Genomic DNA, 19,957 nt, shown 5'->3' on the forward strand with positions numbered 1-19,957 from the left:
GGAGAGGGGACTGATCGATGTGCCCTTTTAAGTTACGCCGACGTGATACACCGAGCCGTACTCAGGTTTCGACACAGCACAGACCGGCTCTCGGACTTGAGATCAAAACGAACCTTTCAGGTCGATGTAACTATTGAAAACAACTCAGTCGGCTCCCTCTCCCTCTGGGAGAGGGCTGGGGTGAGGGGGCTCTTGAACTTTGCCGGCCAAATGTCGATCAGTTCCATACAGGTTCAACCAAGGGAGCTCTGCGTTTTGACCAGGTTCAGGATCGCGATTCTATTGGGGGCATTGCTGTTGTTCGGCGGCAATGCAGTGCAAGCCGCCAGCTTGCCGGGCGTTCCGGCGGCCAGTGAAGAGCCGGCCAAACCGGAGCCGATCGTGCAGGGCGGGCTGCTCGGCGCCATCAGTTCCAGCATCGACGACGTGCAGGACAAACTCGATCTCAACGAGCATCTGGTCGACGCCTGGCGCCTGCGCGCCGACCGGGCGGCGGATGAAGTCGACAGGCTGGTCAACCAACCCTCGAACCGCTCCGGCTGGAGCGTGGCGGGGGATTTCCTGATGCTCTCCGGCGTGTGGCTGGGCACCTTTGCCGTGTTGACCGTGCTCGGCAGCGTGCTGGGCAAACGTCTGCGGGAAGGGCGCTGGCTGCGCACCCGCCAGCGCAGTCAGGACCTGCTCGGTTACCTGTTGCCTTACACGCTGCCCGCACTGATCTGTCTGCCGCTGACCCTTTACGTCAGCCATTTTCTGTCGGCCTCGGTCGGTCGCGCGCTGGCGCTGTGTTTTGCCTACGCCACCAGCAGCGGGATATTTTCCACGTCGATGCTGTTGTGCGTGGTGGTGATGTTCAATGTCGGCCACAAGCGCCGCGCCGTGCAGATCATTCGCGACTACTGCCCGAAACCGCTGTTCCTGATCGGCTTCCTCGCCGCGTTGAGTGACGCCCTGACCAGCCCGCAGATCGCCCGCCAACTGGGCGGCAACATCACCAGCAGTATCGCGGTGTTCACCGGTCTTCTGGCGTCGATTATCTTCGGTCTGCTGGTGATTCGCCTGCGTCGGCCGGTGGCGCACCTGATCCGCAATCGCCCGCTGGCCCAGCGTCTGAAACAGCCGTCGCTGCAGGAGTCGCTACGGATTTTTTCCGGGCTCTGGTACTGGCCGATCGTGCTGATGGTGCTGGTCTCGGCGGTCAATCTGATCGGCATCGGCGAGGACAACCAGAAAGCCCTGCGCTGCGCGTTGCTCACCACGGTGCTGCTGATCGGCACAGTGTTTCTCAGCACTGTGCTGCAACACCTGTTCAAGTCGCGCAGGGCCGAGGCGATCCAGCGCAGCAGTGCCTACAAGGAACGTTTCCTCAGCCTGTTGCACGCCTTGCTGCGGATCGTCGTTGCGATTGCGTTCATCGATATCCTCGGGCGGATCTGGGGTGTGTCGCTGCTCGACTTCGCGCAAAGCAGCACGGTCGGTCGGGCGATCAGCAATGCCCTGAGCAGCATCGGCCTGATCTTCCTCGTGACGTGGCTGCTGTGGGTGGTGCTCGACACGGCGATCCAGGAAGCACTGAAACCACCGGTCAGCAAACGCTCGGCGCGCCAGCCCAGCACCCGGGTGAAAACCATCCTGCCGCTGCTGCGCAACGCGATCAAAATCATCCTGGTGGTGATCTGCGCGATCACCACCATGGCCAATCTTGGGATCAACGTCGCGCCGTTGCTGGCCGGTGCCGGGGTGGTCGGTCTGGCCATCGGTTTCGGCTCGCAGCAACTGGTGCAGGACGTGATCACCGGGCTGTTCATCATCATCGAAGACACCCTGTCGATCGGTGACTGGGTGGTGCTCGATTCCGGGCATGCCGGCACGGTCGAGGGCCTGACCATTCGCACCCTGCGCCTGCGCGACGGCAAGGGCTTCGTGCACTCGGTGCCGTTCGGTCAGATCAAGGCTGTGACCAACCAATCGCGGCAGTTTGCGTTCGCGTTTTTCTCGGTGCAGTTCACCTACGATACCGATGTCGACAAGGCTATCGAGCTGATCCGCGAAGCGGGCGATTCGATTCGCGAAGACCCGTTCCTGAAGTACAACCTGCAAGGGCCGCTGGATGTCTTTGGCGTAGACAAGATGGACCTCAACGGCGTGGTACTGACCGCGCAATTTCGCACGGTTTCCGGTGGGCAATATGCTGTGAGCCGCGCATTCAACCAGCGTCTGAAAAAGCTTGTGGATAACAGCCCGTGGGTGCATTTCGCGCAGACTTATCCACAGCAGGTTTTGCTGCCCAAGCGACAGGAAGAAGAGGTGGCGCCGGCGCATTCGTCGGTGGTGTTGCCGGAGCAGGCGCGCACTCAGTGACGGGTCAGCCTGTTGCGGATTTCGCTCATGGCGGCGGAGTCCAGCTCCACCCAGAATTGCGGCTTGCCCGCGACCTCGGCAGCGACCGGCAACCCATCGCGATACACCAGCCGATTGCTCGCCAGCGCCGGCACTTTCGCCCCCGGCAGCAAGGTGCCGGCGAGGTTCAGCGGGTCGACACCGCACACCGCGATCAGGCTGCCGTCATGGGGCCGACGGCGGACTTCGCGCAGCAGCGGAATCGCCTCGGGCAGGGCGAATTGCTCGCCGGCCAGACCGCTGACAAAGCGTCCGCCGCGAATCTCGCCCCGCGCTTCCAGTCGATGGAACGTGCGCAGCAGTTCGCGCCAGCTCGGCAGCCAGTCGGCCTCACGTTCCAGCAGGCGCCAGAACACCACGCCATAGCGGCGCAACAAGGTCATGGCGATGTGTTCGAGGGTTTCGGGCGACGCCGTTTGACGGTTTTCCACCACCGGCCCGCGACGCAAAAGCGCCCAGCGCCCGGCATCGTCCATGCCACCGACAAACGCCCCGCGCCCGCGTCGACTGCTACGCTGCTGGCGCTTGCTCGCCGGGGTGATCAGCGCCCGCAATCCGGCAAAGCTGTCGGCATTCACCAGCCCGGCGCCGACCAGTTCCTGCAAGGCGATTTCCAGCTCGGTGCGCAGCAGGTGCGCTTCATGAATCAGCTCATCGAAAAACAGCGCGCCGTGCTGGCTCAGCGCGTCGAAAACCTTGCGGGTCTTGGGCGAGAGTTCGCTCACCGGCGTCTGCTCGGCCAGCGCACTCCACAAGCCGACCTGACTGCGCGGCAGCAACACGATCGGTGTGCTGCGCAACGCCGTGCCGCTGATGTTTTGCCGGGCGCTGAGGCGCGTCCACACCAGCTTTCCGCTGCGGCACAGATCGTCCAGCCAGCTCGGTGAATAGTCCTTGAGCCGCGCGGGAAGGAGGTCGCTGTCCCACGCCGAAGCGGCAGCCGGGTAGCCTTCGAACTGACCGACAATCGCCGGCAACACACCGCTGCCCTGACCACGGGTTGACGGGGACAAGTGCTGCCAGTCGAACAGAAACCGCATGAAATCCTGCAACGCCACCGGCTCGATTTCCCGGCGCAGACGCTTGACCGTGTAGCGGTGAATGCGCGCCAGCAGATGGCGTTCGCACCATTCTTCAACGGTCGATCCCGGCGTGAACTGGCCGCGCAGTACATAACCTTCACGCTCCAGATGAGCGAGGGCTTGATGAACAGCGGCCGGCATCAGGGCCAGCGGCTCGGCAATCGCCACCAGCGGTTGCGGACCGAATGCGCCGAGCCGCGCGCGGATCACTTCGATCAGTGCCTCATCGGCGGTCCATGCTTCGTCGAAACCGGGCAACGCGGCCAGTTCAGAATGCGCCTGTGGATAAAGCGCTTGCAGACAGGTCAGGCGTTCTCTCGCCAGCCACAGTGAGTGCTCGGGATCGATCTGCAATCGGCAGGCTCGCCCGGTTTCGGCCAAAGCATTCAGCCACTCGCGCCATTGCGGATTGGCCGCGACTTCGCGGTCGCTGATGCAGGCCAGGCTCATCAGCGCTTCGTGCATTTCATCGGCACTGTTCGGCGTCGGCCACGCTTCTTCGCGCACGGCGTTGATCGCATCGGCGTCCAGTGCACCGAGATCATCGGTGGATTGCGGATCGCTCCAGCGGCGGTTGAGCACGGCCTGGGTGCGACGCTCTTCCAGCGGCGCATCGTCGAGAAAGGTATAGGGCCGGGCGCTGAGGATTTCCGCCGCCAGCGGCGGGGGCGCCGGCAGGTCACGGGCGATCAGGCGCACTTCGCCGCGCTCCATGCGCCGTAGCAGTTCGAGCCAGCCCTCGCTGTCCATCGCTTCGTGCAGGCAATCGTCGAGGGTCTGTTCCACCAGCGGATGCGCGGGGATTTCCCGTTCGCCGGCGAGGTTTTCCAGGCAGGCGATCTGATCGGGAAACACACTGGCGATCAGGTCTTCGCTTTTCATCCGCTGCAATTGCGGCGCGACTTTGCGTCCGCCGGTGTAGCGCGGCAAGGCCAGCGCCACGCCGGCATTCCAGCGCCAGCGCACACCGAACAGCGGCGCATCCAGCACGGCTTGAATCAGGATGTGCTCGGCGCTGTTGCTGTGCAGGTAACGCCAGACCTCGTCGAGTTCGAAACTGTGGCTGGTGGACAGCGACAGGACGATCGCGTCTTCGCTGGCGGCGGCCTGCAATTCGAAGTTGAAGGTGCGGCAGAAACGCTTGCGCAGGGCCAGGCCCCAGGCGCGGTTGATACGACTGCCGAACGGCGAGTGAATGATCAGCTGGGTGCCGCCGGACTCGTCGAAAAAACGCTCCATCAGCAGTGTGTCCTGGGACGGCAAGGCGCCGAGGGCGAGGCGGGCGCGGGCCAGGTAATCCACCAGTTGCTCGGCGCTGGCCAGGTTCAGGCCAAGCGTTTCGGTCAGCCAGTCGAGGGCCGGTTGCAGATTGCCGGGGCTGGCGCTGAGCAATTGATCGAGCTGCGCGTGCAGGCGCGCCACGGCCGCCGACAACTCATCGCTGCGTCCCGGTGCTTCGCCGAGCCAGAACGGAATGGTCGGTGGCTGACCCTGGGCATCCTCGACCCGCACCTTGCCGGTTTCCACTCGCAGGATGCGATAGGAGGCGTTGCCGAGCTGGAACACGTCGCCGGCAATGCTTTCCACGGCGAAGTCTTCGTTGACGCTGCCGATGTTCAGGCCCTGAGGTTCGAGCAAAACGCTGTAGTCAGCGTTGTCGGGGATGGTGCCGCCGCTGGTGACGGCGGCCAGCCGTGCGCCGCGTCGTCCGCGCAGGGTTCGGCTGACGGCGTCGCGGTGCAGGTAGGCGCTGCGGATGCCCTGGCGGCCGTTGTAGCCCTCGGCGAGCATGCTCAGCAGCGCCTGATAATGTGTTTCGTCGAGGCGGGCGTAGGGCTCGGCCCGACGGAACAGCGCGAGCAAATCGTCCTCGGCCCATTCCTGGCAACTGACCTCGGCGATGATCTGCTGCGCCAGCACATCCAGCGGCGCCTCGGGGATGTGCAGTGTATCGAGTTCACCCCGGCGCACGCAGTCGAGCAGCGCGGCGCATTCGATCAGGTCGTCGCGGGTGGTGGCGAACAGGCGCCCCTTGGGGGTGCCGCCGACCTGGTGCCCGGAACGACCGACCCGTTGCAGAAAGCCGGCGATCGAACGTGGCGAGGCGATTTGACACACGAGGTCGACTTCGCCGATGTCGATCCCCAGTTCCAGCGACGCGGTGGCGATTAGTACTTGCAACTCGCCACGCTTGAGCCGCTGCTCGGCGTCGAGGCGAAACTCCTTCGCCAGACTGCCGTGGTGCGCGGCCACCGCGTGTTTGCCGAGGCGTTCGCTCAGGTGCCGGCTCAGGCGTTCGGCCAGGCGTCGGGTGTTGACGAAAATCAGCGTGGTGCGGTGTTCACGGGCCAGTGCGGCGAGGCGGTCGTAGACCAGTTCCCAGACGTCATTGGCCATCACCGCCGACAACGGCACCGGCGGCACTTCGATGCCCAGATCCCGTGGGCGGGCGTGGCCGATGTCGATGATTTCGCACGGGCGCTCATGGCCGACCAGAAAACGCGCAACCGCATCGATCGGTTTTTGCGTGGCTGACAGACCGATGCGGGTCAGTGGTTCAGGACACAGCGACTGCAAGCGTTCGAGGCTCAAGGCCAGGTGACTGCCGCGTTTGCCGGCGGCGATGGCGTGGATTTCATCGACGATCACCGTGCGCGTGGTACCGAGCATTTTTCGGCCGGACTCGGAGCCGAGCAGCACGTAGAGCGATTCCGGGGTGGTCACCAATATGTGCGGCGCGCTCTTGCGCATGGCGGCGCGGTCTTTCTGCGGGGTGTCGCCGGTGCGCACGGCGGTGGTGATTTCCAGCGCCGGCAGATCCATTTGGCGCAGCTGGTCGGTAATCCCGGCCAGCGGGTTCTGCAGATTGATGCGGATGTCGTTGGACAGCGCCTTGAGCGGCGAAACGTAGACCACCAGGGTTTCGTCCGGCAGACCGTCCGGGGTTTCCAGGCCACGGTGGACCAGTTCGTCGAGCACCGCGAGGAACGCGGTGAGGGTCTTGCCGGAGCCGGTGGGCGCGGCGATCAGCGTCGAGCGGCGTTGGCGGATCAACGGCCATGCGCGGGCCTGGGCGGCCGTTACCGTCGGGAAGGTGCTGCTGAACCAGGCGCTGACGGCGGGGTGGAAGCCTGCCAGGGCCGCGTCCTTGGGGAGGGGCAGATTCATGCCTTCAGTTATGCGGGTGGGCGGGCGAAGTTGCAAGTACCGCTCGGGATCTACACTTTACGGGTGACGGTTGCGCACTAAACCCGCAAAATGCAACGATTCCGGCAATTATCGACGACGCTGCCACGAGCATCGTCGCCAAAGCCATCGTTCCAATCAGACTGGGCCTGCTGACTCTATGCGAATGCGCCTTATGTTACTGGGCGGCGGAAATGCCCTTGGGCAGGCGCTGATTCGCCTCGGTGCGGAGGAAGACATCGGTTTCCTCGCCCCCCGCCCGCCCGAAGACGGCTGGGATGCCGCGAGCCTGACCCAATTGCTCGACGACACCCGTCCCGATGCATTGATCAACCTTGCCTACTATTTCGACTGGTTCCAGGCCGAGGCCGTCAGCGAAAGCCGTCTGGCCGGACAGGAACGCGCGATCGAGCGTCTGGCCGAACTGTGCCAGCACCACAACATCGTGCTGGTGCAGCCGTCCAGTTATCGGGTGTTCGACGGTTCTCGTGCCACTGCCTACAGCGAAAAGGACGAGCCAGTGCCATTGGGCCTGCGCGGTCAGGCCCTGTGGCGGATCGAGCAGAGCGTACGCGCCACCTGTCCGCAACACGTGCTGCTGCGTTTCGGCTGGCTGCTCGACGACAGCCCGGAGGGGATCCTCGGGCGCTTCCTGGCCCGTGCCGAACAGCCGGAAGAACTGCTGCTGGCCGATGACCGCCGTGGCAATCCGACACCGGTCGACGATGCGGCGCGGGTGATCATTTCGGTGCTCAAGCAACTCGATTGCGCCGCGCCGCTGTGGGGCACTTACCACTACGCCGGCCACGAGGCGACCACGCCGCTGGCGCTGGGCCAGGCGATTCTCTCCGAGGCGCGCAGTCTGCACCCGCTGGCCATCGAAGCGCCGACCGCCCAGGCCCACGCCGCGCGGCCGGATGCCGCTGAAGAACCGCAACACGCGGTACTCGCCTGCAAGAAAATTCTGCACACCTTCGGGATCAAGCCGCGTGCCTGGCGTGCCGCGCTCCCGGGCTTACTGGATAGGTTTTATCGTCATGGCTGAAGGCCCTGTTCTCATCACCGGCGGCGCCGGTTTCATCGGCTCGCACCTGACTGACGCGTTGCTCGCCAACGGCCATTCGGTGCGGATCCTCGATGATCTGTCGACCGGCAAGCGCAGCAACCTGCCGCTGGATAATCCCAAGGTCGAACTGATCATCGGCGATGTGGCCGATGCTGCTCTGGTCGCACAAGCGATGCAGGGTTGCAGCGCTGTCGCCCATCTGGCCGCCGTCGCGTCGGTGCAGGCGTCGGTGGACGATCCGGTGAAAACCCACCAGAGCAATTTCATCGGCACGCTGAACGTCTGCGAAGCCATGCGCGAGGCTGGCGTGAAACGTGTGCTGTACGCATCCAGTGCGGCGGTCTACGGCAACAATGGCGAAGGCGAGTCGATTGACGAAGACACGCCCAAGGCGCCGTTGACGCCTTACGCGTCGGACAAACTGGCCGGCGAGCAGTACTTCGATTTCTACCGTCGCCAGCACGGTCTGGAACCGGCGATCTTCCGCTTCTTCAACATCTTCGGCCCGCGTCAGGATCCGTCCTCGCCGTACTCCGGGGTGATCAGCATTTTCAGCGAACGCGCGCAGAAAGGCCTGCCGATCACTGTGTTCGGCGATGGCGAGCAGACCCGGGATTTCATGTACGTCGAAGATCTGGTCGATGTGCTGGTGCAGGCGATCGAAAAGCCGCGAGTGGACGTCGGTGCGGTGAACGTCGGCTGGAATCAGGCGACCAATCTCAAGCAGATGCTGGCCGCGCTCGAAGCGGTGGTCGGCGAATTGCCGCCCGTCAGCTATGGCCCGGCGCGCTCCGGTGACATCCGTCATTCGCGGGCGAACAACCGCCGGTTGCTTGAGCGATTCAAGTGCCCGACGCCAACGCCGATGAACGTCGGCCTGGCCCGTCTGCTCGGCCGCTGAGCTTCTTGCGGACATGAAAAAGGCGCCTTTTGACAGGCGCCTTTTTCACGGCCGGAATTCGGCTTTCAAACCGGTTTCCTGTAGCGAGGGAGCTTGCTCCCCGGTCGATGGCGTAACATCGCCGCCAGTTCTGAGCCTGCTCGCCACCAAGCCTCATTCACCACCACGTGAACGTTCTTTAGAACTTGTAGCCTAGACCAACCATGTAGATGAAGGGATCAACGTCCACATTCACCCGTGCACGGGTGCCCGGGGCCACGGCGTTGTTCTCGACGGTGGCGCGGGTATCGATGTCGATGTAGCGCACCTGGGCGTTGAGCATGATGTTGTCGGTCAGCATGTAGTCGGCGCCGACCTGCCAGGCCAGGCCCCAGGAGTTTTTCGCCTTGAAGTTGCTGAAACCGTTGGACTGGGCTTCGCTGCCGACGTGCTCGTCGTAGATCCAGGTGTAGTTGATGCCGCCGCCGATGTACGGCTGGAACGGCGACTTCGCGTCCAGCGGGTAGTAGACGACGCTCAGGGTCGGCGGCAGGTGTTTCAGGGTGCCGAGCTTGCCGTTGGCGGCTGGCAGGGCAGTGCCCTTGAGCTTCACGTCATGTTCGAACGGGGACGCGGCCAACAGCTCGATACCGATGTTGTTGGTCAGCATGTAGGCGAAGTTCAGACCCAGTTGGGTGTCGCTGCTCATGGTCGCCTTGCCGCCCAGGTTGGTGCCGCTCAACGGACCCTGATCGACCTTGACGCTGGAGCTGTCGGCCTTCGGGTTGACGGTGATCGCACCGGCACGAACGATGATGTCGCCGGCTTCGTGGGCGTGGGCGAGCGGGGCTGCGAGCGCGAGGGCAAACAGCGAGGCGCTGAGCAAGGACTTGTTCATGGAAGCTCCCAAAGGACGTTAAAAATGTTTGATGTCCTATGGTACGAATCCGTCTGATACGGTCTTTTGACTCAGCTCAATGAAACAGTGATGGGCGGTTTTTTTGTGGAACCTTTGCTCGCAAAGCCAGTGGAGAGGGCTATAACTGACTGCCGGACTTACTCCGGCAGCTCGTACACATAAATCTTGTCCGCTTCCATCTGATACCCGGCATCGGCCAGTTCGCTGGTGGACTGCTTGACCTGCAACGGCCCCTCGACCCAGTACGGCTGATACAGCTCGTCGAGCTTCACGCCGAGTTCGCTTTTTACGTGCACGATCTGGTTCGACGGTGGCGGCGGCACGTGGATGCAGGCGCCGAAGTACGGCACCAGCAGGAAGTCCGTGGTGCGACCTTCCTCGCTGACTTCCAGCGGCACGATGTAGCCCGGCAGGCGGATATTCTGGCCATCGAGGCTTTGCACCACGGGGGCGTTGGGCATGTCCTGCTTGGCCGCTGGCGCGGACTCGGCAGACAGTGCATCGCTCATCTTCGAGAGGTCGTGCAGCGGCGTCATGTTCGGCACTTCCGGCGCCGCGTCCGGCGGGATCATCTCCGACCAGGTCAGGTCTTTCGGCGCCGCCGCCCACACGGGCAGGGCGACCAGCAACAGCAGCGCAAGGACAGCGCGGGGCATGGTGAACATCCTCATAAACGGATCGACAGGCCATCGGCCAGGGATTGGCGATACGCGCGCCAGGCCGGCACGCTGCCCATCAGCAGCGCGGCAGCCAGAATGCCACCGAGCAGCGTCCATTCATACTCGCTTGGCCAGGCCAGCGGCAGATACAGCCCGTAATTGGCCTGCACATAACCTTGTGCCGCAGCGATGCCGAGGTACAGCAACGCCAGCCCGGCGATCACCCCGGTCAATGCCAGCGCAAAGGCTTCCAGCACCAGCAGGCTCGCGATATGCCACGGCCGCGCGCCCACCGAACGCAGGATCGCCATCTCGCGGCGGCGTTCGTTGAGGCTGGTGAGAATCGCCGTGAGCATGCCGATCAACCCGGTCAGCACCACGAACAGCGAGACCACGAACAGCGCTTTTTCGGCGGTGCTCATCAGGCTCCACAACTCCTGCAAGGCCACACCCGGCAGGATCGCCAGCATCGGCTCGCCACGGAATTCGTTGATCTCCCGTTGCAGGGCGAAGGTCGAAATCTTGCTGTTGAGGCCGAGCATGAACGCAGTGATCGCTTGCGGCGTCAGGTCCATGTTGCGCGCCTGATCGGCGCTGATCCGGCCGTTGCCACGGGCCGGCACACCGTTGTGCCAGTCGATGTGGATCGCCTCCATGCCGCCGAGGCTGATGTGCAACGTGCGATCCACCGGGGTGCCGGTGCGCTTGAGAATGCCGACCACGGTGAACGGCTTGTCATCGTGCTTGACCAGACTGATCGCCGCCACGCCATGGGCCAGCACCAGTTTGTCGCCGAGCTTGTAGTGCAGCGCCTCGGCCACTTCGGCACCGAGCACCACTTCGAACGGATCGGTGGCGAAGGCGCGGCCGTCGGCCAGTTCCAGGTGCTGCTGGCGACCGTACTGGTAATGCTCGAAATAGGCTTCGGTGGTACCCATCACCCGGTAGCCGCGATGGGAATCGCCGAGGGACATCGGGATCGCCCACTTCACCTTCGGGTTGCTGGCGAAGTGTTCGAAGCTGTCCCAGCGAATGTTGTTGGTGGCGTTGCCGATGCGGAATACCGAGTACAGCAACAGGTTCACCGAACCGGAACGGGCGCCGACGATCAGGTCGGTGCCGCTGATGGTGCTGGCGAAACTGGCCTTGGCTTCGGTGCGCACCCGCTCCACCGCCAGCAGCAGGCAGACGGAAAGCGCGATGGCGAAAGCGGTGAGCAGGGCGGTGAAACGCCGGTTGGCGAGGCTGGCCATGGCCAGACGAAACAGATACATCTCAAACCTCGGCAGACGTGGCGGCGCGATTGAGTTCGGCCAGGGACAGGTGACGGTCGAACAGCGGCGCCAGGCTCTGGTCGTGGCTGACGAACAACAGGCTCGAGCCGGCTTCGCGGCACTCGGCGAACAGCAGGCGAATGAAGTTTTCCCGGGCGTCGTAATCCAGCGCCGAGGTCGGTTCGTCGGCGATCACCAGTTCCGGTTGACCGATCAACGCACGGGCCGCAGCGACCCGCTGTTGCTGACCGATCGACAGCGAATCGGCGCGGCGACTCAGGATGCTTTCGTCCTTCAGACCCAGGTGGGCGAGCAGGGTGGCGGCGGCCTGATCGACGCTGCCGTGACGCTGCTTCGCACGTTCGGCACGCAGCTTCGAGAAGTGGCACGGCAGCTCGACGTTCTCGCGCACCGAGAGAAACGGCAGCAGGTTGAACTGCTGGAAAATGTAGCCGGTGTGATCGACGCGAAAGCGATCACGGGCGCCGGCACCCAGTTCGGTCAGCTCCTGGCCGAGCAGGCGAATGCTGCCGCGGCCGGGTTTCTGCACCCCGCCGAGCAGGCCGAGCAGGGTGGTCTTGCCGCTGCCGCTGGGGCCCTTGAGGAACAGGGTTTCGCCGGCTTCCAGACGAAACGCCGGGATGTCCAGCAGCGGCGGGTGACCGGGCCAGTTGAAGCCCAGGTCGGACAGTTCGATGAGTGCTTGGGTCATGGCGCCGTTTCGTGTCAGAACTTCAGGGCGGCGGCCTTGGCCGTCACTTCCGTGCCTTGCTGGCCGCTCGGGCTGATCAGTTGTACCTGAATTTTCTGAGTGGCCGGGAAGGTATTGAACAGGTTCGCCAGATCCAGGGTTTTCAACGCACCCGGCGCCGCGCAGCTGAATTGGTAGTGGGCGTGGATTTCGCTGTGGTCGTGATGATGCTCGTGACCGTCCTTGCCGGCTTCCTCTTCGTCGTGGTCGTCGGCATCCGGTTTGTCGCCGAACAGCGGGCTTTCCAGTTCCTGGCTGGTGACCTTGCAACCGGCGGCGGCCGGCAGGCTGAACAGCGCCAGCGGTTTTTCCAGCTGAGCACGCGCGGCTGCGACCTTGGCCTTGTCGGCATCGCTGGTGGCGACGTGTTCGAAACCGACGAGGTTCATCGCCGGGCTTTCCAGCTCCAGCTCCAGGGTCTGGCCGTCGAGCGCGGCGTTCAGGCGACCGACGCCATGTTCGTGGGCACCGAGGCTGCCGTGCTCATGGTCGTGATCATGCTCATCGGCGGCATGGGCGATGGCCAGCGGCAACAGGGCAAACGGCAAAGCGAGCAGCAGACGACGCATGGCGGTCTCCGGGAAGTAAAGTGAAGAGTTTGTTATGTAATCTTATAACGAAAGTGCGCAGAGTTTGCCCGCCCGCTTGGCGTTACACAAGTCCCATGGGAGCATGCAGGTCAGAAATGTGCGGGAGCGAAGCTTATGTTGCGGATACGCGGAACCGTCGGCGAGTTGCCGGTGGATTTGACCCTGGAACTGGATGAAAGCGACTGGGCGCGGCTCGGTGCGCAGTTTGGCGTGCAGGTGCAGACGGCCCAGCCGCAGACAGCAGCGGCGGCGCCGGTGGCGAAACCGGTGAATCAGGATGACGCGTTGTGGCAGGTCGCCAGTGATCTGTTGCGCAAGGCCGGACAACTCAGCGGCCCGGAGTTGCTGGATCAGCTCGAAGGGCTGACCGGCAGCGCAGCGGCGGGCAAGCGCTTGCTGGTGCGCCTGCGTCATTCTTCCGATGTGAAAGTGCTGAGCGGCGGGGATACGCCGCTCTACAGTTGGATCGAGTAGCGCTTAGTACAGCGCCGCAAACACCTTGCGCCGGTAAGCGGTCACCAGCGGGTGATCGTTGCCCAGCAGTTCGAACACTTGCAGCAAGGTCTTGTGCGGCAGGCCTTCGCCGTAGCTGCGGTTGCGGATGAACAGCTTGAGCAGGGCGTCCAGCGCCGCTTCGTATTGCTGACGGGCCAGTTGCTGGATCGCCAGTTGATACACCGCTTCATCGTCCTGCGGGTTTTGCGCCAGACGGCTCTTCAGGTCGGCGGCGTCCGGCAGGTCGCGGGCCAGACCAAGGAACTTGATCTGCGCCTTGGCGCCGGCCAGTGCGGCTTTGTGCTCGTCGCTCTTGACCGCGTCGAGCACGGTTTGCGCTTCGCCCAGCTCACCGCGTTCGGTCAGGCAGCGAGCGTAGAGGATCAGCGCCTTGGCGTTGGTGTTGTCTTCGCCCAGCAGCGTAACCAGTGCCGCTTCCGCGTCGGCGTAACGGCCTTCATCGAACAGTGCCTGAGCCTGTTCGAACGGATCGGCGGCGGACGGCGCCGGCATCTGCACATGCGGTTCGAGCAGGGCGCGCACGGCGGATTCCGGTTGCGCACCGGCAAAGCCGTCCACCGGTTGACCGTCCTTGAACAGCACCACGGTCGGCAGGCTACGGATGCCGAAACGGGCGACGATGTCCTGCTCGATATCGCAATTGACCTTGGCCAGCAGCAACTCGCCCTGATAGCTCTCGGCGATCCCTTGCAACATCGGCATCAGCGCTTTGCACGGTGCACACCATTCGGCCCAGAAATCCACCAGCACCGGTTTTTGAAAGGAAGCCTCGATCACCGACTGGTCGAAGTCGGCCGTCGTGGCGTCGAAGATGTACGGCGTTTGCTGACTCATGGGGTATCTCGTAAAAGCGTGAATGGGGCAACTATACGGTCAGGCGCGGGCCGCATGGTAGAGGCTGACATGGCGAAACTCTTCGGGCTCGGCCAGATCCGGCAGAGTCATGGCTTCGAGCATTTCGATGCGCCGGTACAACGGATGACGGAAATCCCGAACCCGCGAATCCGCCACCAGCGCTTCGCGGCCACGGCTCAGGAAGGCGTCGAGCAGCGGCAGGTTTTCCCGGTCGTAAAGAACGTCGGCCACCAGGATCAGATCGAAGCGATCCGCCTCGGCGAAGAAATCCGTGGAATAGCTCATCTGCACATCATTGAGTTCGGCATTCGCCCGACAGGCGGCAATCGCCAGCGGGTCGAGGTCGCAGGCCACTACTTCCAGCGCGCCGGCCTTCACCGCTGCAATGCCGGCGATTCCGGAACCGGCGCCGAAATCCAGCACCCGCTTGCCTCGAACCCACTCGGGAAACTCCGCCAGATAGCGCGCCACCGCCAGACCGCTGGCCCAGCAGAAACTCCAGTACGGCGGTTCATGCAGGATTCGTTGGGTTTCCTCCTGGCTGAATTCGCGCGCCATGTTGTCGCCGTCGATCAGCCACAGCTGCAAATCGGTGTCCGGCAACGCACAGGCCTTCAGCCGGGCGTCGCCGAGCAATTCGCCCAGCGACTGTTGCAGGTCTGACGGTGCATTCATGGTGCTTTGACAAATTGCAGCTGACCCAGCGCCTGGGTGGTCGGCTGAGTGATGGTCTGCGACGGCAGGTGCAGGATCAACTGGCCGGACTGGCTGGCGCGGCCGCGCAGTTCAACCCGCGCACCCACCGGAAAAGCGTCGGGGTTGAAGCGCAGATGGAACGGCAGAATCTGGTTGTTGCCGATCAGGCTGGAACTGGCGAGCAATTGTTGCGGGCGATCCTTTGCGTCGATCACCAGCAGCGCCAGTTCGACTTCGGCGCCGGCCGGCACGCCTTGCAGGGTGCCGCTCAGTTCCCGTTGATACGCGGGCAGCGGGCCGAGGTCGGCGGCTTCCCGGGCTTTTTTCTGCGCCTGTTGCGGCGCCGGGCCCGGCGTGGGCGGCTGAGGCTTGGGCGCATCGCTGCCACAGGCAACCAGCAGGCTGAAAACACTGAGCAAAACGAGCGGTCGTAGGGACATTGGCGGCTCCAGCAAAATGAAATCCATGGATCAAACGATCATGGCAGTCTGTATACCGCAAAGCCTATGGCTTGTCTTGCCACCGGGATGCGCTACCATGGCCCTCCCTTTTTTTGTTGCCAGCCACCATGCACTGTCCCTTCTGCGGTGCCAACGACACCAAGGTCATCGACTCGCGTCTGGTCGCCGAGGGCGAACAGGTGCGCCGCCGGCGTGAATGCCTGGCCTGCGGCGAACGTTTCACGACGTTCGAGACGGCCGAACTGGTGTTGCCGCGCCTGATCAAAACCGACGGCAGCCGCCAACCGTTCGACGAAGAAAAACTCCGCGCCGGCATGCAGCGCGCCCTGGAGAAACGTCCGGTGAGCGTCGAGCGCCTCGAATCCTCTCTGGTCCATATCAAACACAAGCTGCGCGCCACCGGCGAGCGCGAGGTCAAGTCCCTCGTGGTCGGCGAACTGGTGATGGCCGAGCTGCAGAAGCTCGATGAAGTGGCCTACATCCGTTTCGCTTCCGTGTACCGCCGCTTCCAGGACCTCAACGAATTTCGCGAAGAGATCGACCGCCTCGCCCGTGAACCGGTGAAAGAATGACCACCGCCGCCGAGCAGGCCATCCTCGACGCCCACTTCATGGCCCGGGCCCTGGAGCTGGCGCGCAAGGGGCATTACACGACGCACCCCAATCCCCGGGTCGGCTGCGTGATCGTGCGCGACGGGCAGATTGTCGGCGAAGGCTGGCATGAACGCGCCGGCGAACCCCACGCCGAAGTCCACGCCCTGCGCGCCGCCGGTGAACGGGCCCGGGGCGCCACGGCTTACGTCACCCTCGAACCTTGCAGCCACCACGGCCGTACGCCGCCGTGCGCCGATGCGCTGGTGAATGCCGGTGTCGGTCGGGTGGTCGCGGCGATGCGTGATCCGAATCCACAAGTCGCCGGACGCGGTCTGCAGCGCTTGAGCGATGCCGGCATCGCCAGCGAAAGCGGCGTGCTGGAAACTGAGGCGCGCAAGCTCAATCAAGGTTTTCTGAAGCGCATGGAACATGGCTTGCCGTTCGTGCGGGTGAAGTTGGCCATGAGTCTCGATGGCCGCACAGCGATGGAAAGCGGCGAGAGCCAATGGATCACCGGCCCTGCCGCGCGTTCGGCAGTGCAGCGTCTGCGCGCCCAGGCCAGCGTGGTGCTGACCGGCGCCGACACGGTGCTGGCCGATGGCGCACGCCTGACCGTTCGCGGCGATGAGCTGGGGCTGGATGCCGAACAAACCGCGCTCGCCCTGAGCCGTCCGCCGCTGCGGGTGCTGATCGACGGGCGTCTGCGGGTGCCGCTGGATGCGCCGTTCTTCAAGGCCGGTCCGGCGCTGGTTGCCACCTGCGTGGCCATCGAAGAACAGTACGCCCACGGTCCGGAATGCCTGATCGTGCCGGGCGATGACGGTCAGGTCGATCTGCATCAATTGCTGATCGAACTGGCCAACCGTGGCGTCAACGAAGTGCTGGTCGAGGCCGGTCCGCGACTGGCCGGCGCGTTTGCCCAGCTCGGTCTGGTCGACGAGTTCGTGATCTTCATTGCCGGCAAGTTCCTCGGCTCCACGGCGCGTCCGCTTCTGGACTGGCCGCTGGCCTATATGAAGGATGCGCCGGAGCTGAAAATCACTGAAATTCGCGCGGTTGGCGATGACTGGCGAGTCACTGCAATCCCTGTCTCATCGGCGAGCGTATAATTCCCGGCCATCGCGTTAGCGCTGGCTTCGTTCTCAAGGAGAACCCCATGTTTACCGGCATCATCGAATCCATCGGCAGTATCCGCGCACTGACCCCAAAGGGCGGTGATGTGCGGGTGCATGTCGAAACCGGCAAGCTCGACCTGAGCGACGTCAAACTCGGCGACAGCATCGCGGTCAACGGCGTGTGCCTGACCGCGGTTGAACTGCCGGGCAACGGCTTCGCCGCCGACGTCAGTCGCGAAACCCTCGACTGCACCGCCATGAATGACCTGAAAAGCGGCAGCCCGGTCAACCTGGAAAAAGCCCTGACCCCGACCACCCGTCTCGGCGGCCATCTGGTCAGCGGTCACGTCGACGGTGTCGGCGAAGTGGTATCGCGCAGTGACAATGCCCGCGCCGTGGAATTTCGCATCCGCGCGCCGAAAGAGCTGGCCAAGTACATCGCCCACAAAGGCTCGATCACCGTCGACGGCACCAGCCTGACCGTGAATGCGGTCGATGGCGCCGAATTCCTGCTGACGATCATTCCGCACACCCTGAGCGAAACCATCATGGCGTCCTACAAGCCAGGTCGCCGGGTGAATCTGGAGGTCGACTTGCTGGCGCGTTATCTGGAGCGTCTGCTTCTGGGCGACAGGGCCGCTGAGCCTGACTCTTCACAAAAGCCTGGCGGTGGCATCACTGAAAGCTTTCTGGCCGCCAACGGCTACCTCAAATCCTGACTGAAGGGGGTGCCTTGTGGCGCTCAATAGCATCGAAGAACTGGTTGAAGACATCCGCCAAGGCAAGATGGTCATCCTCATGGATGACGAAGACCGCGAGAACGAAGGCGACCTGATCATGGCCGCCGAATGCTGCAAGGCCGAGCACATCAACTTCATGGCCAAATACGCCCGTGGCCTGATCTGCATGCCGATGAGCCGCGAGCGCTGTGAAACCCTGAAGCTGCCGCTGATGGCTCCGCGCAACGGTTCCGGTTTCGGCACCAAGTTCACCGTCTCGATCGAAGCCGCCGAAGGCGTGACCACCGGCATTTCCGCCGCTGACCGTGCGCGCACCGTGCAAGCGGCCGCTGCGAAAGACGCGAAAGCCGAAGACATCGTCAGCCCGGGCCACATTTTCCCGCTGATGGCTCAGGCCGGTGGCACCCTGGCCCGCGCCGGTCACACCGAAGCCGCCTGCGACCTGGCGCGCATGGCCGGTTTCGAGCCGAGCGGTGTGATCTGCGAAGTGATGAACGACGACGGCACCATGTCCCGTCGCGCCGAGCTGGAAGCCTTCGCGGCCGAACACGACATCAAGATCGGCACCATCGCCGACCTGATTCACTACCGGATGATCCACGAACGTACCGTTCAGCGGATTGCCGAGCAGCCGCTGGACAGCGAACTGGGCCAATTCAACCTGGTGACCTATCGTGATTCCGTGGAAGGCGACGTGCACATGGCACTGACCCTGGGCACCGTTTGCGCCGAAGAACCGACCCTGGTTCGCGTGCACAACATGGACCCGCTGCGTGACCTGCTAATGGTCAAACAACCGGGCCGCTGGAGCCTGCGCGCCGCCATGGCTGCGGTTGCCGAGGCCGGCAGCGGTGTGGTGCTGTTGCTCGGTCACCCACTGGATGGCGACGTGTTGCTGGCGCACATCCGCGAAACCGGCGATCAGGCGGCGGTGAAAAAACCGACCACCTACAGCATCGTTGGTGCCGGTTCGCAGATCCTGCGTGACCTCGGCGTGCGCAAAATGCGACTGATGTCGGCGCCGATGAAGTTCAATGCAATATCCGGTTTCGATCTGGAAGTTGTAGAATACGTGCCCTCCGAATAATGACCGGTTGTTTCCGGCTCCGAATTCGCGGCAAATAAATCACTGAGGGACGCGAAACAGACGCGTCCCGGCTCTTTAAGAGATCTGACGAATGACCCTGAAGACCATCGAAGGTACCTTCATCGCCCCTAAAGGCCGCTACGCTTTGGTAGTGGGCCGCTTCAACAGCTTCGTGGTTGAAAGCCTGGTCAGCGGTGCAGTTGATGCCCTGGTTCGCCACGGCGTGAGCGAAAGCGACATCACCATCATCCGCGCACCTGGCGCCTTCGAAATCCCGCTGGTTGCGCAGAAAGTCGCCCAGAAAGGCGAGTTCGCAGCAATCATCGCCCTGGGCGCGGTCATTCGTGGCGGCACTCCGCACTTCGAATACGTGGCTGGCGAGTGCACCAAGGGCCTGGCCCAGGTGTCCATGGAGTTCGGCGTACCGGTCGCTTTCGGCGTCCTGACCGTTGATTCCATCGAGCAAGCCATCGAACGTTCCGGCACCAAGGCCGGCAACAAAGGTGCTGAAGCTGCCCTGTCCGCTCTGGAAATGGTCAGCCTGCTGGCGCAGTTGGAGGCCAAGTGATTAGCGACGAAAGCGATCGTTTCAACCCGCGCGATCCGAAACCTGCGGATGCCGGCAAGCCATCGAAAAGCGCCAAGCGCCGCGAAGCCCGTCAGCTCGCGACACAGGCCCTGTATCAGTGGCACATGGCTCGGCAGTCGTTGAACGAGATCGAAGCGCAGTTCCGGGTCGATAACGATTTCACCGATGTCGACGGTGCTTACTTCCGCGAAATCCTCCACGGGGTTCCGCAGTTCAAGACCGAAATCGACAACGCGCTCACGCCTTGCCTGGACCTGGCGATCGAAGAGCTGGACCCGGTTGAACTGGCCGTTCTGCGCCTGTCCACCTGGGAACTGCTCAAGCGCGTCGACGTGCCGTACCGCGTTGTGATCAACGAAGGTATCGAACTGGCCAAGGTGTTCGGTTCGACCGACGGCCACAAGTTCGTCAACGGCGTGCTCGACAAGCTGGCTCCGCGCCTGCGTGAAGCTGAAGTGAAGGCGTTCAAGCGCTGATCCGCGCTTGAATACTTTTTCT

Annotated in this window: 19 protein-coding genes; 10 read left to right on the plus strand and 9 right to left on the minus strand. The window is 63.4% G+C overall.

Annotation, left to right across the window (positions count from 1 at the left end):
- Positions 1-255 precede the first annotated feature (255 nt).
- Entirely contained in the window at positions 256-2,361 is a 2,106-nt protein-coding gene (locus tag EIY71_RS05765) for a mechanosensitive ion channel family protein (RefSeq protein WP_129972517.1), read from the plus strand.
- Here EIY71_RS05765 and EIY71_RS05770 read toward each other — a convergent pair.
- Complete coding sequence (locus tag EIY71_RS05770) at positions 2,355-6,650, minus strand: DEAD/DEAH box helicase (RefSeq protein WP_134020896.1); 4,296 nt, start codon at positions 6,648-6,650, stop codon at positions 2,355-2,357. The two genes, EIY71_RS05765 and EIY71_RS05770, sit on opposite strands and share 7 nt — an antisense overlap.
- A gap of 178 nt (positions 6,651-6,828) precedes the next feature.
- Between EIY71_RS05770 and EIY71_RS05775 the strand changes: the two genes are divergently transcribed.
- The gene (locus EIY71_RS05775) at positions 6,829-7,713 is read left to right on the plus strand and encodes a sugar nucleotide-binding protein (RefSeq protein WP_011336149.1); all 885 of its coding nucleotides are present in this window, start codon (positions 6,829-6,831) and stop codon (positions 7,711-7,713) included.
- On the plus strand, positions 7,706-8,635 hold the full coding sequence (locus tag EIY71_RS05780; RefSeq protein WP_129972515.1) for an NAD-dependent epimerase/dehydratase family protein: 930 nt from the start codon (positions 7,706-7,708) through the stop codon (positions 8,633-8,635). Before EIY71_RS05775 ends, EIY71_RS05780 begins: the two co-directional genes overlap by 8 nt.
- 178 nt (positions 8,636-8,813) lie before the next feature.
- On the opposite strand, the gene EIY71_RS05785 is transcribed toward EIY71_RS05780, so the two are convergent.
- The 5 genes from EIY71_RS05785 to EIY71_RS05805 all read right to left on the minus strand — a co-directional run bounded on the left by EIY71_RS05785 (position 8,814) and on the right by EIY71_RS05805 (position 12,786).
- Complete coding sequence (locus tag EIY71_RS05785; RefSeq protein ID WP_074691639.1) at positions 8,814-9,512, minus strand: OmpW family protein; 699 nt, start codon at positions 9,510-9,512, stop codon at positions 8,814-8,816.
- A gap of 158 nt (positions 9,513-9,670) precedes the next feature.
- Positions 9,671-10,189: a DUF3299 domain-containing protein gene (locus tag EIY71_RS05790; protein ID WP_064384123.1), complete on the minus strand. Its 519-nt coding sequence runs from the start codon at positions 10,187-10,189 to the stop codon at positions 9,671-9,673.
- 11 nt (positions 10,190-10,200) lie between these two features.
- On the minus strand, positions 10,201-11,466 hold the full coding sequence (locus EIY71_RS05795; RefSeq protein ID WP_074691637.1) for an ABC transporter permease: 1,266 nt from the start codon (positions 11,464-11,466) through the stop codon (positions 10,201-10,203).
- A gap of 1 nt (position 11,467) precedes the next feature.
- The gene (locus EIY71_RS05800; RefSeq protein ID WP_007955587.1) at positions 11,468-12,178 is read right to left on the minus strand and encodes an ABC transporter ATP-binding protein; all 711 of its coding nucleotides are present in this window, start codon (positions 12,176-12,178) and stop codon (positions 11,468-11,470) included.
- Between the two features lie 14 nt (positions 12,179-12,192).
- Complete coding sequence (locus EIY71_RS05805; RefSeq protein WP_007955585.1) at positions 12,193-12,786, minus strand: DUF2796 domain-containing protein; 594 nt, start codon at positions 12,784-12,786, stop codon at positions 12,193-12,195.
- A 135-nt stretch (positions 12,787-12,921) separates the two neighbouring features.
- Between EIY71_RS05805 and EIY71_RS05810 the strand changes: the two genes are divergently transcribed.
- Complete coding sequence (locus tag EIY71_RS05810) at positions 12,922-13,281, plus strand: hypothetical protein (protein WP_134020899.1); 360 nt, start codon at positions 12,922-12,924, stop codon at positions 13,279-13,281.
- Positions 13,282-13,284: 3 nt separating this feature from the next.
- On the opposite strand, the gene trxA is transcribed toward EIY71_RS05810, so the two are convergent.
- Genes trxA through EIY71_RS05825 form a run of 3 tightly spaced genes read right to left on the minus strand, consistent with a single transcriptional unit; the run spans position 13,285 to position 15,314 of the window.
- Positions 13,285-14,157, minus strand: coding sequence for a thioredoxin (gene trxA, locus EIY71_RS05815; protein WP_085747611.1), 873 nt, complete (start codon positions 14,155-14,157; stop codon positions 13,285-13,287).
- Between the two features lie 39 nt (positions 14,158-14,196).
- A complete protein-coding gene (locus EIY71_RS05820; RefSeq protein WP_085688014.1) occupies positions 14,197-14,853 on the minus strand; it encodes a methyltransferase in 657 nt (218 codons plus the stop codon).
- Positions 14,850-15,314, minus strand: coding sequence for a YbaY family lipoprotein (locus tag EIY71_RS05825; protein ID WP_007955577.1), 465 nt, complete (start codon positions 15,312-15,314; stop codon positions 14,850-14,852). The genes EIY71_RS05820 and EIY71_RS05825 overlap by 4 nt, the downstream gene beginning before the upstream one ends.
- A 128-nt stretch (positions 15,315-15,442) precedes the next feature.
- Here EIY71_RS05825 and nrdR point away from each other — a divergent pair, with 128 nt between their 5' ends.
- From nrdR to nusB, 6 genes are all read left to right on the plus strand, one after another.
- Positions 15,443-15,907, plus strand: coding sequence for a transcriptional regulator NrdR (gene nrdR / locus EIY71_RS05830; protein WP_003228656.1), 465 nt, complete (start codon positions 15,443-15,445; stop codon positions 15,905-15,907).
- Positions 15,904-17,037 carry a bifunctional diaminohydroxyphosphoribosylaminopyrimidine deaminase/5-amino-6-(5-phosphoribosylamino)uracil reductase RibD gene (gene ribD, locus EIY71_RS05835; protein ID WP_134020902.1) on the plus strand — a complete coding sequence of 378 codons (1,134 nt, stop codon included), beginning with the start codon at positions 15,904-15,906 and terminating at the stop codon, positions 17,035-17,037. Before nrdR ends, ribD begins: the two co-directional genes overlap by 4 nt.
- Positions 17,038-17,084: 47 nt before the next feature.
- The gene (locus EIY71_RS05840) at positions 17,085-17,762 is read left to right on the plus strand and encodes a riboflavin synthase (protein WP_085609113.1); all 678 of its coding nucleotides are present in this window, start codon (positions 17,085-17,087) and stop codon (positions 17,760-17,762) included.
- A gap of 16 nt (positions 17,763-17,778) precedes the next feature.
- Positions 17,779-18,870, plus strand: a complete 1,092-nt coding sequence (ribBA, locus tag EIY71_RS05845) for a bifunctional 3,4-dihydroxy-2-butanone-4-phosphate synthase/GTP cyclohydrolase II (RefSeq protein WP_011336136.1) — start codon at positions 17,779-17,781, stop codon at positions 18,868-18,870.
- A gap of 91 nt (positions 18,871-18,961) precedes the next feature.
- A complete protein-coding gene (ribE, locus tag EIY71_RS05850; protein WP_003228649.1) occupies positions 18,962-19,438 on the plus strand; it encodes a 6,7-dimethyl-8-ribityllumazine synthase in 477 nt (158 codons plus the stop codon).
- Complete coding sequence (gene nusB, locus EIY71_RS05855; protein ID WP_007955566.1) at positions 19,435-19,935, plus strand: transcription antitermination factor NusB; 501 nt, start codon at positions 19,435-19,437, stop codon at positions 19,933-19,935. Before ribE ends, nusB begins: the two co-directional genes overlap by 4 nt.
- The last annotated feature ends 22 nt before the right edge of the window (positions 19,936-19,957 follow it).

The sequence above is a fragment of the Pseudomonas sp. CH235 genome, from assembly GCF_004368175.1.
Taxonomy (GTDB): domain Bacteria; phylum Pseudomonadota; class Gammaproteobacteria; order Pseudomonadales; family Pseudomonadaceae; genus Aquipseudomonas; species Aquipseudomonas paraglycinae.

Bases quoted from the DNA above. Each gene is read 5' to 3' on its own strand.
- EIY71_RS05770 (WP_134020896.1), bottom strand. From the start codon at position 6,650: ATGAATCTGCCCCTCCCCAAGGACGCGGCCCTGGCAGGCTTCCACCCC.
- EIY71_RS05775 (WP_011336149.1), top strand. From the start codon at position 6,829: ATGCGAATGCGCCTTATGTTACTGGGCGGCGGAAATGCCCTTGGGCAG.
- EIY71_RS05780 (WP_129972515.1), top strand. From the start codon at position 7,706: ATGGCTGAAGGCCCTGTTCTCATCACCGGCGGCGCCGGTTTCATCGGC.
- EIY71_RS05785 (WP_074691639.1), bottom strand. From the start codon at position 9,512: ATGAACAAGTCCTTGCTCAGCGCCTCGCTGTTTGCCCTCGCGCTCGCA.
- EIY71_RS05790 (WP_064384123.1), bottom strand. From the start codon at position 10,189: ATGCCCCGCGCTGTCCTTGCGCTGCTGTTGCTGGTCGCCCTGCCCGTG.
- EIY71_RS05795 (WP_074691637.1), bottom strand. From the start codon at position 11,466: ATGTATCTGTTTCGTCTGGCCATGGCCAGCCTCGCCAACCGGCGTTTC.
- EIY71_RS05800 (WP_007955587.1), bottom strand. From the start codon at position 12,178: ATGACCCAAGCACTCATCGAACTGTCCGACCTGGGCTTCAACTGGCCC.
- EIY71_RS05805 (WP_007955585.1), bottom strand. From the start codon at position 12,786: ATGCGTCGTCTGCTGCTCGCTTTGCCGTTTGCCCTGTTGCCGCTGGCC.
- EIY71_RS05810 (WP_134020899.1), top strand. From the start codon at position 12,922: ATGTTGCGGATACGCGGAACCGTCGGCGAGTTGCCGGTGGATTTGACC.
- trxA (WP_085747611.1), bottom strand. From the start codon at position 14,157: ATGAGTCAGCAAACGCCGTACATCTTCGACGCCACGACGGCCGACTTC.
- EIY71_RS05820 (WP_085688014.1), bottom strand. From the start codon at position 14,853: ATGAATGCACCGTCAGACCTGCAACAGTCGCTGGGCGAATTGCTCGGC.
- EIY71_RS05825 (WP_007955577.1), bottom strand. From the start codon at position 15,314: ATGTCCCTACGACCGCTCGTTTTGCTCAGTGTTTTCAGCCTGCTGGTT.
- nrdR (WP_003228656.1), top strand. From the start codon at position 15,443: ATGCACTGTCCCTTCTGCGGTGCCAACGACACCAAGGTCATCGACTCG.
- ribD (WP_134020902.1), top strand. From the start codon at position 15,904: ATGACCACCGCCGCCGAGCAGGCCATCCTCGACGCCCACTTCATGGCC.
- EIY71_RS05840 (WP_085609113.1), top strand. From the start codon at position 17,085: ATGTTTACCGGCATCATCGAATCCATCGGCAGTATCCGCGCACTGACC.
- ribE (WP_003228649.1), top strand. From the start codon at position 18,962: ATGACCCTGAAGACCATCGAAGGTACCTTCATCGCCCCTAAAGGCCGC.